Origin of the sequence: Bacillus sp. B.PNR1, assembly GCF_030386235.1 — a bacterium.
GTDB classification, from domain to species: Bacteria; Bacillota; Bacilli; order Bacillales; family Bacillaceae; genus Bacillus; species Bacillus stercoris.
On the sequence record NZ_JANYMN010000002.1, the window covers coordinates 783,282 to 799,073 of the forward strand.

General features: G+C 45.1%; 12 protein-coding genes. 8 read left to right on the forward strand and 4 right to left on the reverse strand.

Annotated features, from left to right (window positions below):
- The first annotated feature begins 2 nt into the window (after positions 1 to 2).
- The 6 genes from NZD81_RS15285 (at position 3) to NZD81_RS15310 (ending at position 9,714) form a co-directional block, all read left to right on the forward strand.
- Positions 3 to 419 carry a disulfide oxidoreductase gene (locus NZD81_RS15285; RefSeq protein WP_014665382.1) on the forward strand — a complete coding sequence of 139 codons (417 nt, stop codon included), beginning with the start codon at positions 3 to 5 and terminating at the stop codon, positions 417 to 419.
- 184 nt (positions 420 to 603) lie between these two features.
- On the forward strand, positions 604 to 1,212 hold the full coding sequence (locus tag NZD81_RS15290) for a trimeric intracellular cation channel family protein (protein ID WP_014665381.1): 609 nt from the start codon (positions 604 to 606) through the stop codon (positions 1,210 to 1,212).
- A gap of 192 nt (positions 1,213 to 1,404) precedes the next feature.
- Positions 1,405 to 3,729: a DNA helicase IV gene (gene helD, locus NZD81_RS15295; protein WP_172640878.1), complete on the forward strand. Its 2,325-nt coding sequence runs from the start codon at positions 1,405 to 1,407 to the stop codon at positions 3,727 to 3,729.
- Between the two features lie 170 nt (positions 3,730 to 3,899).
- Positions 3,900 to 5,717 (forward strand): assimilatory sulfite reductase (NADPH) flavoprotein subunit, encoded by a 1,818-nt coding sequence (locus NZD81_RS15300; RefSeq protein WP_282373502.1) that lies wholly within the window; start codon positions 3,900 to 3,902, stop codon positions 5,715 to 5,717.
- Between the two features lie 25 nt (positions 5,718 to 5,742).
- Positions 5,743 to 7,458: an assimilatory sulfite reductase (NADPH) hemoprotein subunit gene (gene cysI / locus NZD81_RS15305; protein ID WP_289860952.1), complete on the forward strand. Its 1,716-nt coding sequence runs from the start codon at positions 5,743 to 5,745 to the stop codon at positions 7,456 to 7,458.
- Positions 7,459 to 7,701: 243 nt separating this feature from the next.
- Positions 7,702 to 9,714: a Na+/H+ antiporter gene (locus tag NZD81_RS15310; RefSeq protein WP_014665376.1), complete on the forward strand. Its 2,013-nt coding sequence runs from the start codon at positions 7,702 to 7,704 to the stop codon at positions 9,712 to 9,714.
- Positions 9,715 to 9,760: 46 nt separating this feature from the next.
- On the opposite strand, the gene yvgO is transcribed toward NZD81_RS15310, so the two are convergent.
- On the reverse strand, positions 9,761 to 10,246 hold the full coding sequence (gene yvgO, locus NZD81_RS15315) for a stress response protein YvgO (RefSeq protein WP_014665375.1): 486 nt from the start codon (positions 10,244 to 10,246) through the stop codon (positions 9,761 to 9,763).
- Between the two features lie 222 nt (positions 10,247 to 10,468).
- On the opposite strand from yvgO, the gene pgoN reads away from it, so the two are divergent.
- On the forward strand, positions 10,469 to 11,299 hold the full coding sequence (pgoN, locus tag NZD81_RS15320; protein WP_040081825.1) for a glyoxal/methylglyoxal reductase: 831 nt from the start codon (positions 10,469 to 10,471) through the stop codon (positions 11,297 to 11,299).
- A 30-nt stretch (positions 11,300 to 11,329) separates the two neighbouring features.
- On the opposite strand, the gene modB is transcribed toward pgoN, so the two are convergent.
- Positions 11,330 to 12,022: a molybdate ABC transporter permease subunit gene (gene modB / locus NZD81_RS15325; protein ID WP_134975116.1), complete on the reverse strand. Its 693-nt coding sequence runs from the start codon at positions 12,020 to 12,022 to the stop codon at positions 11,330 to 11,332.
- The gene (modA, locus tag NZD81_RS15330; protein WP_282373494.1) at positions 11,994 to 12,776 is read right to left on the reverse strand and encodes a molybdate ABC transporter substrate-binding protein; all 783 of its coding nucleotides are present in this window, start codon (positions 12,774 to 12,776) and stop codon (positions 11,994 to 11,996) included. The genes modB and modA overlap by 29 nt, the downstream gene beginning before the upstream one ends.
- 110 nt (positions 12,777 to 12,886) lie before the next feature.
- Here modA and NZD81_RS15335 point away from each other — a divergent pair, with 110 nt between their 5' ends.
- The gene (locus NZD81_RS15335) at positions 12,887 to 13,813 is read left to right on the forward strand and encodes a substrate-binding domain-containing protein (RefSeq protein ID WP_282374356.1); all 927 of its coding nucleotides are present in this window, start codon (positions 12,887 to 12,889) and stop codon (positions 13,811 to 13,813) included.
- Between the two features lie 29 nt (positions 13,814 to 13,842).
- Here the strand turns inward: NZD81_RS15335 and NZD81_RS15340 are convergent, their stop codons facing one another.
- Entirely contained in the window at positions 13,843 to 15,696 is a 1,854-nt protein-coding gene (locus tag NZD81_RS15340; RefSeq protein WP_282373493.1) for an LTA synthase family protein, read from the reverse strand.
- Between the last annotated feature and the right edge of the window lie 96 nt (positions 15,697 to 15,792).

Here is a 15,792-nt window from a genome sequence, read left to right on the forward strand (position 1 = left end):
ATATGAAAAATAGAATCGTATTTTTATATGCTTCCTGGGTTGTGGCTCTTGTCGCTATGCTGGGCAGCCTGTATTTTAGTGAAATCAGAAAGTTCATTCCATGTGAACTGTGCTGGTACCAGCGTATCCTCATGTATCCGCTCGTCCTGATTTTAGGCATTGCCACCTTTCAAGGGGACACACGCGTGAAAAAATATGTGCTTCCGATGGCGATGATCGGGGCATTTATTTCGATCATGCATTACTTAGAGCAAAAAGTGCCCGGCTTTAGCGGCATTAAGCCGTGTGTAAGCGGCGTGCCGTGCTCGGGCCAATATATTAACTGGTTTGGTTTTATTACAATTCCATTCCTGGCCTTGATTGCTTTTATCCTGATTATCGTTTTTATGTGCCTGCTGAAGGGCGAAAAATCTGAATAACCCAAAAGCGCCTCGTATGCCGGGGCGCTTTTTAATTTCGCAAAACTCATGTCCATTAGCAATAGCCGTATTCCCTCTAAATTTATCTTTTTTTCTCATAAAAATGTTATTGCTTTTACGCTTGAGCGATTATAAAATCTAGAGGTCGTCAGAAAATTTAACAAACATAAAGGGAGTCATCAGAATGGCTTGGGAGCTGCTCAGTGTGATTGGCATCATTGCGTTTGCAGTCAGCGGCGCAATTGTTGCGATGGAAGAGGAATACGATATTTTAGGAGTTTATATATTAGGGATCGTTACAGCTTTTGGAGGAGGAGCGATCCGCAATTTGCTGATTGGTGTTCCGGTGTCAGCGCTATGGGAGCAGGGAGCGTACTTTCAAATCGCGCTTTTATCTATTACAATTGTGTTTCTGTTTCCGAAGCTGCTGCTGAAGCATTGGAATAAGTGGGGCAATTTGTCAGATGCGATCGGCCTCGCAGCCTTTGCTATCCAAGGCGCACTGTATGCCGTCAAAATGGGCCATCCGCTTAGTGCCGTGATTGTGGCTGCGGTGCTGACGGGAAGCGGGGGCGGAATCATCCGCGACCTTCTTGCCGGGCGCAAACCGCTTGTGCTGAAGGCGGAAATTTACGCGGTCTGGGCGGCTCTCGGCGGATTAATCGTCGGATTGGGCTGGCTGGGGAACTCGGTAGGCTTATACGTTCTGTTTTTTGTGCTCGTTGTCTGCCGGGTTTGTTCCTATATGTTTAATTGGAAGCTGCCAAACCGTTCTTTTCGCTTAGATAATTAATAGCAAAAAAACCGATTTCGATGTGAAGTCGGTTTTTTTGCATATAAATAACCCAAACCTTGATTGATTTTGGGTAAATGTGATAAGATAAATTGTATTTGCCAGTTTTCATCATATATTTGATATATGTATCCAATTATATTTTACAGTATTTCATCTATGTTTGTCAACTATTTTCTGGAGGTGCCGTTCATGAATCAGAAGGATAAGGAATGGAAGGAAGAGCAGTCAAGAATAGATGAGGTGCTGCAGGAACTCGGAAAAAAAGAGCGGTTTCTGGAAACGTCTGCGGGCGGGTTGAAGCATGATATCATCGGATTAAGAAAAAGCTTTTGGGAGGATGTGAAGGTTAATTTTGATGATGCCCATGAAGCGGTTGAAACGATGGCAAGCATTAAGCAGCAGGCAGAGCTGCTGTCTGATCGGGAACGGAATCATCGGCGCATGGCTCAGCAGCTCAAACGAATTCAACAATTAAAAAAATCGCCTTATTTCGGACGGATTGATTTTATTGAAAACGGCGAGGAGCAGGCAGAGCGAATTTATATCGGTTTAGCTTCCTGTTTGGATGAGAAGGAGGAACACTTTCTGATTTATGACTGGAGGGCGCCGATATCAAGTATGTACTACAATTATTCCCCAGGAAAAGCGGAGTACGAGGTGTCCGGTGAAACGATAGAAGGGGAAATGGTGCTGAAACGACAGTTTATGATCAAAAACGGCGATCTCAAGGCGATGTTTAATACCGATATGACGATTGGCGATGAAATGCTGCAAGAGGTATTAAGCCATCATTCCGATACCCAAATGAAAAACATCGTGTCTACGATTCAGAAAGAACAAAATCAGATTATCCGTAATGAAAAAAGCAAATTCCTGATCGTGCAGGGAGCGGCTGGGAGCGGAAAAACCTCGGCAGCGCTTCAGCGTGTCGCTTATTTGTTATACAGGCACCGCGGCGTCATTGATGCCGGACAAATCGTTTTATTTTCTCCTAACTTCTTATTTAACAGCTATGTCTCCTCTGTTTTGCCTGAGTTAGGAGAAGAGAATATGGAGCAGGCGACGTTTCAGGAATATATCGAGCATCGGCTTGGCCGCAGGTTTCAATGTGAAAGCCCCTTTGACCAGCTGGAATATTGCCTCACTGAAAAAAAGGAAGGCGATTTTCCAACGAGGCTTGCGGGTATCACATGGAAGGCGGGTTTATCTTTTCAGCAATTCATTGATGAATACGTCACAAGGCTGTCCTCTGAAGGGATGATTTTTAAAAATATTGTTTTCCGCGGCCAAAAGCTGATTACAAAGGAACAGATTCAATCCTATTTTTACTCATTGGATCAAAATCACTCGATCCCGAACCGGATGGAACAAACCGCGAAGTGGCTGCTGAGTGAGCTTAACAAGCTTGAGAAAAAGGAGCGTCGAAAGGATTGGGTCGTTCATGAAGCTGAGCTGCTCGACAAAGAGGACTACTTGGACGTGTACAAGAAACTGCAGGAAAGGAAACGGTTCAGCGAGAGTACGTTTAACGATTATCAAAGAGAGCAGCAGCTGCTTGCCGCCATCATTGTGAAAAAAGCTTTCAAACCGCTCAAACAAGCGGTCAGACTCCTGGCATTTCTTGATGTGAACCAGCTGTATCTGCAATTGTTTTCCGGATGGGGAGGGAAATCCCAGCATGAGAAGACGGCAGCGATAGGAGAGCTGACCCGTTCGGCATTTACGGAAAATAAATTGCTCTATGAGGACGCGGCACCGTTTCTTTATATGCAGGATCTGATTGAGGGCAGAAAGAAAAATACGAAGATCAAACACCTATTTATTGACGAAGCCCAGGACTATTCACCGCTGCAGATGGCTTACATGAGAAGCATTTTTCCGGCTGCCAGCATGACAGTGCTTGGTGATATCAATCAGTCTATCTACGCTCATGCCATACACGGGGATCAGCGTATGGATGCGTGCTTTGAAGATGAGCCTGCTGAGTATGTTCGTTTAAAGAGAACGTACAGATCGACAAGGCAGATTGTCGAGTTTACAAAAGCGATGCTTCAAGATGGGGCGGATATTGAGCCGTTTAACAGAAACGGGGAAATGCCGATCGTGGTCAAAACTGAAGGGCATGAGAGCCTTTGCCAAAAGCTCGCGCAAGAAATTGGACTGCTCAAGAAAAAAGGGCACGAAACAATAGCCGTCATTTGCAAGACTGCTCAGCAATGCATACAGGCGCACGCCCACATGAGTGAATATGCAGATGTTCGCCTGATTCATAAAGAAAATCAACCATTCCAAAAGGGTGTTTGCGTGATTCCCGTGTATTTAGCGAAGGGAATTGAATTTGATGCAGTACTTGTCTATGATGCATCTGAAGAACACTATCATACAGAGCACGACCGCAGGCTTTTATATACTGCGTGCACCCGTGCAATGCATATGCTGACGGTATTTTATACAGGTGAAGCCAGTCCGTTTGTAACCGCTGTGCCGCCTCACTTATATCAGAATGCTGAATGAAGAGAAGGGAGTCCTTCTCTTTTTTCTATTTACATGAAGCATAGCCGTTTTATCATTAGGATTCTTAATAGTTATCATCATGTAAATATATTTTACTTAAGCCTAGTATTCCGGTAAAGTTCAATTAGATGCAATTTTCGATCAGTTTATAACTTTGTGAGGTGGATACGTTGCAACTTCAGGTAATGAACAGTCCGTTTAATCAGGAGCAGGCAGAGCTCCTTAACCGCCTTCTGCCGACCTTGACCGAATCCCAGAAAATCTGGCTGAGCGGATATTTATCCGCGCAATCTGTTTCCGCCCAAGAAACTGCGGGTGCGCCGGCGGCAGCTGTGTCTGTGGAGGCACCAGCACCGGCCGTTTCAAAAGAAGTGACCGTTCTTTATGGTTCACAAACAGGAAACGCACAGGGGCTTGCAGAAAATGCCGGCAAGCAGCTTGAACAGAGCGGTTTTCAAGTGACCGTCTCATCCATGAGCGATTTTAAGCCGAATCAGCTGAAGAAGGTAACCAATCTTTTAATCGTGGTTAGTACGCACGGTGAAGGCGATCCGCCTGATAACGCGCTGTCGTTTCACGAATTTCTGCACGGAAGACGGGCGCCTAAGCTTGAAAATCTGCGTTTTTCCGTTTTGGCGCTTGGTGATAGTTCGTACGAATTTTTCTGCCAGACAGGGAAAGAATTTGATCAGCGCTTAGAAGAACTCGGAGGAGAACGGATTTCTCCGCGCGTTGATTGCGATCTTGACTATGATGAACCGGCAGCCGAATGGCTTGAGGGTGTATTGAAGGGATTAAATGAAGCTGGGGGCGGAAGCGCCGCACCTGCGCCGGCGGCTGCGGCTCAAACCGGTGAGTCTTCGTATTCCAGAACAAACCCGTTTCGGGCTGAAGTGTTAGAAAATTTGAATTTAAACGGCAGAGGATCAAATAAAGAAACACGTCATGTGGAGCTGTCTCTTGAAGGATCTGGCCTGACTTACGAGCCTGGTGACAGCCTCGGCGTCTATCCGGAAAACGATCCAGAGCTTGTCGAACTGCTCCTTAAGGAAATGAATTGGGACCCGGAAGAAATTGTGACGCTTAATAAGCAAGGTGATGTCCGTCCGCTGAAAGAAGCGCTGATTTCTCACTATGAGATTACCGTTCTCACAAAACCGCTTCTTGAACAAGCAGCCCAATTGACGGGAAGTGAGGAGCTTAGAGACCTTTTAGCCCCGGGAAATGAGGAGAATGTAAAAGCTTATATTGAAGGACGCGATTTGCTTGATCTCGTCCGTGATTATGGCCCATTCAGTGTATCTGCGCAGCAATTCGTCTCGATTTTGAGAAAAATGCCTGCCCGCCTTTATTCGATTGCAAGCAGTTTATCCGCAAATCCGGATGAAGTGCATTTAACAATCGGCGCAGTCCGCTACGATGCGCACGGCCGTGAACGAAAAGGCGTCTGCTCAATTTTATGTGCGGAACGTCTGCAGCCGGGGGACACACTGCCTGTTTATGTACAGCACAACCAAAACTTTAAGCTTCCGAAAGATCCTGAAACACCAATTATCATGGTCGGCCCCGGGACAGGCGTCGCACCTTTCCGTTCCTTTATGCAGGAGCGTGAGGAGACGGGAGCGGAAGGAAAAGCATGGATGTTCTTTGGCGATCAGCACTTTGTCACGGATTTCCTTTACCAGACAGAGTGGCAGAATTGGCTCAAAGACGGTGTGCTGACAAAAATGGATGTGGCGTTCTCGCGTGATACGGAAGAAAAAGTATATGTGCAGCACCGCATGCTTGAACAGAGCGCAGAGTTGTTCGAATGGCTTCAAGAAGGAGCGGCTGTTTACATTTGCGGAGATGAAAAGCACATGGCGCATGACGTCCATAACACATTACTTGAGATTATCGAAAAAGAAGGCAAAATGAGCCGCGAAGAAGCGGAAGCTTATCTTGCCGATATGCAGCAGCAAAAACGCTATCAGCGTGATGTATACTGATTTGACTTGAAAGGAGTTTTTCAACATGGTGACCAAAATCTTAAAAGCACCGGACGGCTCTCCAAGTGATGTTGAACGCATTAAAAGAGAAAGCGACTATTTGCGCGGCACACTGAAAGAAGTGATGCTCGATCGGATCAGTGCAGGAATTCCTGATGATGACAACCGCCTGATGAAGCACCACGGCAGTTATTTGCAGGATGACCGCGATCTCCGCAATGAACGCCAAAAGCAAAAGCTTGAACCGGCCTATCAGTTCATGCTGCGCGTGCGTATGCCAGGGGGCGTTTCAACGCCTGAGCAATGGCTTGTCATGGATGACCTTTCTCAGAAATACGGGAACGGCACATTAAAGCTGACGACACGTGAAACGTTCCAAATGCACGGGATTTTGAAATGGAACATGAAGAAAACCATCCAGACGATCCACTCAGCGCTTTTGGATACGATCGCAGCCTGCGGAGACGTAAACCGTAACGTCATGTGTGCATCAAACCCTTATCAGTCTGAAATCCATTCAGAGGTATACGAGTGGTCGAAGAAATTAAGTGATGATCTGCTGCCGCGGACGAGAGCCTATCATGAAATTTGGCTCGATGAGGAAAGAGTGGCCAGCACGCCGGAGGAAGAAGTCGAGCCAATGTACGGACCGCTCTATCTGCCGCGGAAGTTTAAAATCGGTATTGCCGTTCCGCCGTCTAATGATATTGACGTCTTTTCACAAGATCTTGGATTCATTGCGATTGTCGAAGATGGCAAGCTGATCGGTTTTAACGTGGCGATTGGCGGCGGTATGGGAATGACGCATGGCGACACAGCCACATATCCGCAATTAGCCAAGGTCATCGGATTCTGCCGGCCCGATCAAATGTATGACGTTGCTGAAAAAACGATTACGATTCAGCGCGATTACGGAAACCGTTCTGTCCGCAAAAATGCGCGGTTCAAATACACGGTTGACCGCCTCGGTTTAGATACCGTAAAAGAAGAATTGGAAAACCGTCTCGGCTGGAGCCTGGAAGCAGCGAAGCCATATCATTTCGATCATAACGGCGACCGCTACGGCTGGGTGGAAGGCATCGAGGATAAATGGCATTTCACGCTGTTTGTCGAAGGCGGCCGTATAACGGATTACGATGATTATAAGCTGATGACAGGCTTACGGGAAATCGCCAAAGTTCATACAGGCGAGTTCCGTCTGACAGCCAATCAAAACCTGATTATCGCAAACGTTTCAAGTGAGAAAAAAGATGAAATCAGTGCGTTAATCGAGCAATACGGGCTAACTGATGGCAAGCATCATTCAGCACTCCGCCGCAGCTCGATGGCTTGCGTCGCTCTTCCAACCTGCGGATTGGCAATGGCGGAAGCAGAACGATATTTGCCAACCCTTTTAGATAAGGTTGAAGAGATTATTGACGAAAACGGCCTTCGTGATCAGGAAATCACCATTCGCATGACAGGATGCCCGAACGGCTGTGCACGCCACGCACTCGGTGAGATTGGATTTATCGGAAAGGCGCCGGGCAAATATAATATGTATCTTGGCGCTGCCTTTGACGGAAGCCGTTTAAGCAAAATGTACCGTGAAAACATCGGTGAAGCAGACATTTTAAGCGAGCTTCGCGTCCTTCTTTCCCGCTATGCGAAAGAACGTGAGGAAGGCGAGCATTTCGGTGACTTTGTTATCCGCGCCGGCATTATTAAAGCAACAACTGACGGTACGAATTTTCATGATTGAAAAAGAAAGACGAGAGACGGGGAATAGCTTCCTGTCTCTTTTTTTGCAATTTGCTCTGATGCAAAAAAGTTCACTATGAGCATATCATGAGAAAAAATACCCTAAAAAGGGTACTATAAAAGAAGACAAGTGTGGAGGAAACTCCTGCGAAACCACATATCGGATGCAAGGCCAGCCTGGCTCAGCGACTTTTAGACAAGACTCACCATGCACGAAAGACAACAGACGAAGGAGGTCATGCATTTGGACATATTTTTAGTTGTGCTTGTTTTATTAACGATTATTGCGATTTCTAATATCGTGAACCGATTTATTCCGTTTATTCCGGTGCCGCTGATTCAAGTGGCCCTTGGGATTCTTGCCGCCTCATTTCCACAGGGACTTCATTTTGAATTAAACACCGAATTGTTTTTTGTTCTGTTTATCGCGCCTCTGCTATTTAATGATGGAAAGAGGACGCCGCGGGCGGAGCTTTGGAATTTAAGAGCTCCGATTTTATTGCTTGCCCTCGGCCTTGTGTTTGCGACTGTGATTGTAGGCGGCTATACGATTCACTGGATGATTCCTGATATTCCGCTGGCAGCGGCCTTTGGACTTGCGGCCATTCTTTCACCGACTGATGTCGTCGCTGTCAGCGCATTATCAGGAAGAGTGAAAATGCCAAAAGGGATTCTTCGCCTGCTTGAAGGTGAGGGGCTGATGAATGATGCATCAGGTCTTGTAGCCTTTAAGTTTGCGATTGCAGCGGCAGTGACGGGTGCATTTTCACTAGCGCAAGCGGCTGTCAGCTTTGTCTTCATTTCTCTTGGGGGCTTGCTGTGCGGGGTAGTCATTTCATTTTTGATTATTCGTTTTCGCCTATTTCTCCGCCGCCTTGGCATGCAGGATGTCACGATGCATATGCTGATTCAAATTTTGACACCGTTTGTGATTTATTTGGCCGCTGAAGAAATTGGCGTTTCCGGCATTTTAGCTGTTGTGGCGGGAGGGATCACTCATGCGGTTGAACAGGATCGTCTGGAATCAACGATGATCAAGCTGCAAATCGTCTCCTCAAGTACGTGGAACATTATTTTATTTATTTTGAACGGCCTGGTCTTTGTTATTCTCGGCACGCAAATCCCTGATGTGATTTCTGTTATCTTTAACGATACCGCCATCAGCAACATGAAGGTGATTGGCTATATCCTAGTCATCACATTTACGTTAATGCTCCTCAGATTTCTGTGGGTGCTGTTCTTTTGGAACGGCAAATGGTTCTTTAATAAAGATCAAAACATCTATAAACCGGGTCTTCGTTCGACACTGTTAATTTCGATTTCCGGTGTGCGCGGAGCAGTAACGCTTGCGGGTTCTTTCTCCATTCCGTATTTTCTGGAGGACGGTACGCCGTTTCCGGAAAGAAATCTGATTCTCTTTTTAGCAGCCGGCGTCATTTTATGCACGCTTGTCATTGCCACCGTAGTGCTGCCGGTTCTGACTGAAAAAGAAGAAGAGGACGAGGAACGAAATAAGAAGCTGCTGACAGCGAGACGCAAATTGATCAAAACAGCTCTTCAAACGATAAAAGAGGACATGAACGATACAAACAAAACGGCCTCTCTTGCGGTGATAGCTGAGTACAATGAGAAAATGAAAAACCTTCGTTTTCAGCAGTATACGTCATCTAATCGTATCAAAAAGCATGAGCGAAAGGTCCGTGCGCAGGGGGTTAAAGCTGAGCAAGAGGCACTGATGAAAATGCTGGAGCGGGGAGACATCCCGGAAGAAACAGCAAATGTGCTGCAAGAACGATTTAACGAGTTGGAAATTTTGTATGCCAACCCGTTTAAGGTCGGCTTATCAAAAACAAGGCTCAAGAGGCTGATGTATTGGATTTTCTTCGGTGAACATAAAAAGCCGGAGATGTCGATATTAAATGAAGCGGGATTGATACGGGCAACAAGAGTAAAAACGGCAAAAGCAGCAATAGAATATTTGGAAAAACATAAGACGGAAGAACATAAGGAAGTGTTTTTATCTGTCATTACATTCTATAAACAGTTAATTTTCAGGCTGGAGAACAGCCATCATGAGTTAAAATCAAGCGCACATTTTGAAAATCAAAAACTGGAAGTGAAGCTGAAGGCTGTGCAGGCGATCAGAAATGAAATTCAAACGCTGTTCGAGGAAAGAGAAATTTCCCGGGACATCTCCCATGAGCTTCGCCAATACATTAATGATGTCGAAGCCGCCATGCTTGAAGGCGGCGAATAAATGCAGCAAAAAAGCTGGTGCGTGAGAGCGCCAGCTTTTTTCTATATTAAGGGCGATGAAATTCGACAGTGCTGCCATCCCGGTCGAACCAGCCTCTGAAGGCCCAGTTAATCCAGCCGCCATCCCCTTTGTTTGTAAACGTTCCGTCTTCAAATACCCAAATGCCATACGTAATGCCGTCATAAACGGCTGAGCCATAAAATTGCACACCGTTCAAATGATCTTCATATTCCTGGCTTAAGTTAAATACCATGACGTTATATTTTTGGCCGGACGCGTAGAAGGAAGACTCCATGAGATTCTTCACAAATCCATCCCGATTCTGTGCGGATTTGATGGCATCAGCGATCTGGTTGGCAATTCCAAGTACATCCAGGTTGACGTTTAAACCTACATCAGCGGCAGTTGTTCCGGCGGTTGTTGTCTGCGAGATCTTCGGAGCAGGATTTTCTTCAGCGGAAGCAAAGGACAAAGGGGCAATTGTCAAAGCGGCACCAAGAGCAAGTGTCATTGGGATACGAATACGTTTCAAGTTGTTTCCTCCTTTGTTTTCATTTGGTTACACTACACGCATACCCGGCTCCATGTATTTGTAATCTCAATTTTGTTAAAATAGGAAAAAAATAGTACTCTGTTTTACCTTGGCTGTGAAAAAAGAAGCAAAAACAGGGCCTTAAGCGTATTATTGGTATCGGCTGAGAGGAATGTGAGATAATATAGACGCTTACATTTCAGTGAAAGGGTGGATGTTCAAGTGCCAACAAGTTTAAAAGATACGGTAAAGTTACATAACGGAGTTGAAATGCCTTGGTTCGGTCTGGGTGTTTTTAAAGTGGAAAATGGCAGTGAAGCGACTGAATCAGTGAAAGCGGCAATTAAAAACGGCTACCGCAGCATTGATACAGCAGCGATCTACAAAAATGAAGAAGGTGTTGGCATCGGGATTAAAGAATCCGGTGTGGCAAGAGAAGAGCTCTTCATCACATCAAAAGTGTGGAATGAAGATCAAGGCTATGAAACAACGCTTGCTGCCTTTGAAAAAAGCCTAGAAAGACTGCAGCTTGATTACTTAGATTTATATTTGATCCATTGGCCTGGAAAAGATAAATTTAAAGATACATGGCGCGCGCTTGAAAAGCTGTACAAAGACGGCAAAATCCGCGCGATCGGCGTCAGCAACTTCCAAGTTCATCATTTAGAAGAGCTGTTAAAAGATGCTGAAATCAAACCGATGGTGAACCAAGTTGAATTTCACCCTCGTTTGACGCAAAAAGAATTAAGAGACTATTGTAAAAAACACGGCATTCAGCTGGAAGCATGGTCTCCGCTCATGCAGGGACAGCTTTTGGATAACGAAGTACTGACACAGATTGCAGAAAAGCATAATAAATCTGTAGCTCAAGTGATTTTGCGCTGGGATCTGCAGCATGAAGTTGTAACCATTCCAAAATCCATTAAAGAACACCGTATCATCGAAAACGCTGATATTTTTGATTTCGAATTGTCTCAAGAAGACATGGATAAAATTGACGCGTTAAACAAAGATGAGCGTGTCGGCCCAAATCCTGATGAGCTTCTGTTTTAATCAAAAAACTCCCCTTTATGGGGAGTTTTTTTAGTGCGTTTTTTTCTGTTGAATGAAAAACAGCATCAAAAAGGAAATGACAACAATACAGACGACCCACGCCCAGGCAAGGGTATTGTTTCCGGAATCCAATGCAACATATATGGCCGTCGGCAGTGTTTGTGTAACACCGGGGATGTTCCCGGCAAACATGAGTGTTGCGCCAAATTCTCCGAGCGCCCGCGCTAGGCTCAGGATGCTCCCGGTCAGCAAAGAAGGATAGGCAAGCGGGACGGAGATATGGATAAAGACCTTCCATCTGCTTGCGCCGTCTACCATTGCCGCACCCTGTATATCGGGGTCAATGTCAGCAAATCCGGTTTTGGCTGATTGATACATGAGCGGAAAGGCTACAACAGCCGAGGCGATCACAGCGGCCCACCAGGTGAAAATGACAGGCTGCCGGAAGATCCACTCGATGGCTTGTCCGATGAAGCTATGCTTTCCGAAAATGACGATCAAAATAAAACCGACAACAGTAGGCGGAAGAACGAGCGGAAGCATAAAACATGTTTCGAGCGCCGTTTTTCCAAAAAATGATGCCCGTGACATCCAAGCCCCAGCAAGTGTTCCGAGAATAATGACAACAATTCCGGCAACTGCCGCCACCTGAAAGGAAAGCATAACAGGTGTTAAAAATTCTGAAGCGTTTATGCTACTCAGCAGTAAAACCATATTTCTCAAATACTTTCATTGCTTCATCAGATTGCAGGTATTCGTAAAATTCCTTCGCTTCCTTACGGTGTTTTGTATCTTTTACGATTCCTAACGGATAGACAATCGGGCTGTGTGTATCTGCTTTTGCCTCGTCAATAATGGTGACCTTTTTCGAGACCAGGGCATCTGTTTTATAAACAATACCTGCGTCTACATTGCCGGTTTCCACATAAGAAAGAACTTGGCGAACGTCTTTTCCGTACACAATTTTATCCTTCACTTTGTCCCATAAAGACAGTTTTGTCAGTGATTCTTTCCCATAAGCTCCTGCCGGTACGGATTCCGGAGTGCCAAGTGCGATTTTTTCTGATTCAGCCAGATTGCTGAAGCTTGTCACAGGTGAATCTCCGTTTTTCGGTACGACCAGCACAATTTCATTGCCGACTAAATCAGTGCTGTCTTTTTTTGCGATATCCCCATCATCCACCAGCTTTTTAAATTTATCCTCAGCAGCTGAGAAGAACAGATCTGCTCCTGCTCCTTGAGAAATCTGTTTTTGCAAGGTGCCGGATGAGCCATAGTTATCTTGGATGGTAATATTTTGATGTTCTTTTTCATAATTTTTTTGGATTTCCTCAAGTGCATCCTGCGCGCTTGCGGCAGCTGAGATCGTTAATGTTACTTTTTTCCCGCTGTCTGTTGAAGACTGGTTTGAAGAACAGCCTGCTGCAAGCAGAAAAGCGGTTAAGGCTGCGATTAAAATAGAATACTTCTTAAACATGATTGCACCCCTTATGATTAGTTATATCTAATTATAACTGATTATGTTTGGTTTATGTGGGTTTTTTTACATTCGGCGAAAAGGTATAATAAAATAGGAGAGTGATGATGATGAATGAAACCTCTTCCTATACGATAGAAGAAGTTGCAGGTCTGCTAAAGGTATCAAAGCTGACCGTTTATGATTTGATTAAAAAAGGCGTGCTGCCTGCTTACCGTGTCGGAAGGCAGATGCGTGTGGATGAAGAAGATTTAAAGCAATATAAGACGAATATGAGAATGTCTCAGCCCATCGCTGCAACAGAAGCGCAGAAACAGATGCAGGAGGCTGAACCGGACGGCAGACCGAATGTCATGATCAGCGGACAGGACATTTCGATGGATCTTCTCAGCAAGCATTTGGAGAATGCCATTCAGGAGACGCCGCTCCGTAAATACAAAGGAAGCTTAAACAGCCTGATTGATATGTATCAAGGCAAGTGTGACATTGTCAGCCTTCATTTGTACGATGCAGAAACGGGCCAGTATAACGCCCCTTATGTAAAACGGATCTTGTCAGGTGAACCGTTTTGTCTCATCAATGTCGTTCTCCGCAAAGCAGGTCTGTATGTGCAAAAAGGGAATCCGAAAAACATTCAAGGCTGGAAAGACTTGAAAAGAGCTGATATCCGGATCATCAACAGGGAAAAGGGTTCTGGCGCAAGGGTGCTCCTTGATGAACAGCTTGGCTTGCTTGGTGTGAAGCCGGTTGATGTAAAGGGATACGGCGATATCGTGACCGATCATTACGCTGCCGCTTCACAAGTTTCAAGCGGACAGGCTGACGCGGGAATCGGGGCGCAGCACGCGGCACATATGGGACGTGTTGATTTTATCCCGCTCATCGATGAACAATATGATATCGTCGTTTTGAAAAAAAATGAGCAGCTGCTCAAAGCCGTGAAGGAGATTTTGAATTCTGAGGACTACAAGGCGAACTTGTCTCATTTAAATGGCTATGAAACAAAGCTGACTGGCAAGGTGATGTTGGAAACGTAAAAAATCCCTCTTTATATAGAGGGATTTTTTCATTCGGAAAACCTGAGCAGGTCACCATTTAAAATTTTATCAGAGAGAGACAGCTCTTCGTTTGCTTTCTCCTTATAAGGGAGGCACGCATCCTGATCTTCCAGTATTTCACCTGTTTTTTGGCTGTAGCACGTGTTTTTCGTGTATATAAAATCGTTCGTAATAAAGCTTCCGTTTCGCAGCACGGCGAATGGTGTGCGATCGCCCGACAGCAAATCATTGCCGAATTGAATATCGCCTTTTGTGTCAACGCCGAGTAAATGCATCAGTGTCGGTCTGACGTCGACTTGTCCGCCAACATCAGAGATGGTTTCCGGCTGTTGATCGGTGATTCCCGGGATATGTATGATAAACGGCACCCGCTGGAGCTGAACATTGTCATACGGAGTGATTTCGTCTTTTCCTAAAAACTCTGCCAACGCTTCGTTATGGGCTTCTGAAATGCCGTAATGATCCCCCATAAATACAATCATCGAATTTTCGTATAAGCCTTCGTCCTTCAGCTTTTTGATAAAATGCTTTAATGCCTCATCCTCATAGCGCACCGTTGTCACATAACGGTTTAGCAGGGCGCTGCTCGAATCGTATTCATCAATCAGCTGATCTTTTTTATCAATCTCAAACGGAAAATGATTCGTTAACGTGATGAAACTGCTGAAGAATGGCTGCGGCAGACTTTTCAGCTTTTCGGCGGACTGCTCTAAAAATTCCTTATCCTTTAAGCCCCAGCTTGTCGATGTTCCGGGAGTGACATGGAAGTCATCAACATCAAAAAAGCGGTCAATCCCAAATGTATCGTACATGACATCTCTGTTCCAAAATGTTTTATGGTTGGCATGAAAGGCGGCTGAATAATAATCATGCTGTTTCAGCGATTTGTACATCGTATGAAATTGATGGTCGCTATTCGTGAAAAAGACGGCGCCGCTAAGGGAAGGATACATTGAGTTAGCAACGATGAATTCTGAATCAGATGTTTTCCCTTGTTCTGTTTGCTGATAGAAATGATCAAAGGAATAGCTTTTTTTAACGAGATCATTCATAAAAGGGGTAATTTCTTTTCCATTGACTTTTTCATTCAGCACAAAGCTTTGGGTCGACTCAAGTGTTACAAAGATGACATTGCGTCCCTTTGCCAGTCCGAATTTGCTTTGATCAGGCTTGCTATAATCAGCCTCTGTGTAATTTTTAATGGCAGATATGCTGTCTTCATCGGCAAATGCCTTCGCGCTTATATTAACAGTCTGAGAAATCGTATCGTATATATGGAACTGAAACAGACCGATGCTTTTGACGAGCATTTCCCGGTCAAAGGAATGTGCCAAAAGCTTCGGCTGCTGTACTTCTGCAAGTGCCAGCGTGCATAAAATCATGCCGCAGGAAGCTGCATAGTACCGTTTGATCGTGCGGGGAGCGGCTTTTGTCTGCGGCTGTTTCGTTTTTCTGGCGAGCAGCAGCAGACAAACCAAATCCGCAAACAGGGCAATAAACAGAGGATGGAACAGTTCTTTTACACTGCTGCCCATATCGCTCATGTTGCTGGCCTGAAATAAAACCGGAATGGTAATAAAATCGATATAAAATCCGTAAAAAATCGTATTGGAGATCAAGATGACAGTCAGAACCAGATTGGCAATCAGCAAAAAGACCCGCTGCTTGTTTCCTTTCAGAAGCAGGCCGATCCCGAATAAAGGAAGGATAAAGCTGAGCGGATTGATCAGCAAAATCAGCTCTTCCAACAGAGTGTCGATCTGCAAATCAAAGCCGAGTTTATATATCACATACGTTTTGATCCACATAAACAAGATCGAAAAACATAAAAACCGCTGATTGTGAAAAAAGGTTCCTTTCATCAATATGACTCCTCACGTTTTCTTGATCATCTGCATGAAATGCTTCTTAAGTAAAACCTACTAAAAACCGCCGGTTCAGACAAGTTTCAGCACTCG